Genomic DNA, 2,441 nt, shown 5'->3' with positions numbered 1-2,441 from the left:
ACGTAGGCGCGGGTCAGGGCCGCGCCGCCGAGGATGACGGGGTAGTCGGCGGCCATGTTGCGCTGGTTGAGCTCTTCCAGGTTCTCCTTCATGATCACTGTGGATTTCACCAGCAGCCCGGACATCCCGATCACATCCGCCCGGTGTTCCCGGGCCGCGTCCAGGATCGCGGACACCGGCTGCTTGATCCCCAGATTGACCACGTTGTAGCCGTTGTTCGACAGGATGATGTCGACGAGGTTCTTGCCGATGTCATGCACATCGCCGCGGACCGTGGCCAGCACGATCGTGCCCTTGCCCCCGTCATCGGCGGACTTCTCCATATGGGGTTCGAGATAGGCCACCGCGCTCTTCATCACCTCGGCCGACTGCAGCACGAACGGCAGCTGCATCTGCCCCGAGCCGAACAGCTCGCCGACGACCTTCATCCCCTCCAGCAGCGTGTCATTGACGATGTCCAGCGCCGGACGGGAGGCCAGCGCCTGATCCAGGTCCGCCTCCAGACCCTGCCGCTCCCCGTCGACGATCCGCCGCTTCAGCCGCTCCTCCAGCGGCAGAGCGGCCAGCTCCTCGGCCTTGCCCGCCTTCAGCGACGTCGCCGTGGCCCCCTCGAACAGGGCCATCAGCTTCTGCAGCGGGTCATAGCCCTGACTGCGCCGGTCATAGATCAGATCCAGCGCCGCGGCGACCTGCTCCTCGTCGAACCGCGCGATCGGCAGGATCTTCGACGCGTGCACAATCGCCGAGTCCAGCCCCGCCTTGACACACTCATCCAGGAACACCGAATTCAGCAGGATCCGCGCAGCCGGGTTCAGACCAAAGGAAATATTCGACAGCCCAAGGGTGGTCTGCACCTCAGGGTGACGCCGCTTCAGCTCCCGGATCGCCTCGATCGTGGCGATGCCGTCCTTCCTCGACTCCTCCTGACCCGTGCAGATCGTGAACGTCAGGGTGTCGATGAGGATGTCCGACTCCAGGATGCCCCACCTCCCCGTCAGATCCGCGATCAGCCGCTCCGCGATCTCCACCTTCTTCTCAACCGTCCGGGCCTGCCCCTCCTCATCAATGGTGAGCGCGATCAGAGCGGCGCCGTGCTCCCGGGCCAGCGCGGTGACCCTCGCGAACCGCGACCCGGGCCCGTCACCGTCCTCATAGTTCACCGAATTGATCACCGCACGCCCGCCCAGCTTCTCCAGACCGGCCCGGATCACCTCCACCTCGGTGGAGTCCAGCACCACCGGCAGCGTCGAGGCGGTGGCAAACCGCCCCGCCAGCTCCGCCATATCCGCCACACCGTCCCGGCCCACATAATCCACACACAGATCCAGCATGTGCGCGCCCTCACGGATCTGCTCCCGGGCCATCTCCACACAGTCGTCCCACCGGCCCTCAAGCATCGCCTCGCGGAACTTCCTCGACCCGTTCGCGTTCGTCCGCTCACCGATCGCCAGATACGAGGTGTCCTGCCGAAACGGCACATGCTGATACAACGACGCCGCCCCCGGCTCCGGACGCGGCTCCCGCACCCCCGGAACAAGCCCCGCAACCCGCTCCACCACCTGCCGCAAATGCTCCGGCGTCGTCCCGCAACACCCCCCCACCAGCGACAGCCCGTACTCCCGCACAAACGTCTCCTGCGCATCCGCCAGCTCACCCGCCGTCAGCGGATAATGCGCCCCCTCCCGGCCCAGCACCGGCAAACCCGCATTCGGCATACACAACAACGGCACACGCGCATGCCGGGCCAGATACCGCAGATGCTCACTCATCTCCGCCGGACCCGTCGCACAGTTCAACCCGACCATGTCGACACCCAACGGCTCCAACGCCGTCAGCGCCGCCCCGATCTCCGACCCCAGCAGCATCGTCCCGGTCGTCTCCACCGTCACCGACACGATCAACGGCAGACCCACCCCGCCCGCCGCCTCCAGCGCACGCCGCGCCCCCACCACCGCCGCCTTCGTCTGCAGCAGATCCTGCGTCGTCTCCACCAGCAGCGCATCCGCACCCCCGGCGATCAACCCCTCCGCATTCGCCTGATACGCATCACGCAGCGTCACATACGGAACATGCCCCAGCGTCGGCAGCTTCGTCCCCGGCCCCATCGACCCCAGCACCCACCGCTGCCGGCCCGACGACAGGGTGAACTCATCCGCAACCTCCCGGGCAATCCGCGCCCCCGCCTCCGACAGCTCACACACCCGCCCGGCAATCTCATACTCACCCAACGCCGCGAAATTCGCACCAAACGTATTCGTCTCCACACAGTCCACACCGACCGCGAAATACGCCTCATGCACCGACCGCACAACATCCGGCCGCGTCACATTCAAAATCTCATTACAGCCCTCAAGCCCCTGGAAATCCTCCAAAGACGGCTCCTGCGCCTGCAACATCGTGCCCATCGCACCATCAGCCACCACCACACGCGAACCCAACGC

The 2,441-nt window shown here is 66.1% G+C and carries 1 protein-coding gene; it reads right to left on the bottom strand.

Annotation, left to right across the window (positions count from 1 at the left end; translation table 11 throughout):
• Positions 1–2,441 (bottom strand): methionine synthase (metH, locus tag OF819_RS28915; RefSeq protein WP_267246613.1); only part of this gene is annotated, 2,441 nt, incomplete at both ends.

Origin of the sequence: Streptomyces sp. PR69 (assembly GCF_026420845.1) — a bacterium.
Lineage (GTDB): Bacteria > Actinomycetota > Actinomycetes > Streptomycetales > Streptomycetaceae > Streptomyces.
Note: the sequence above shows the minus strand (reverse complement) of the source record. Positions and strands in the feature narration are given on the sequence as shown.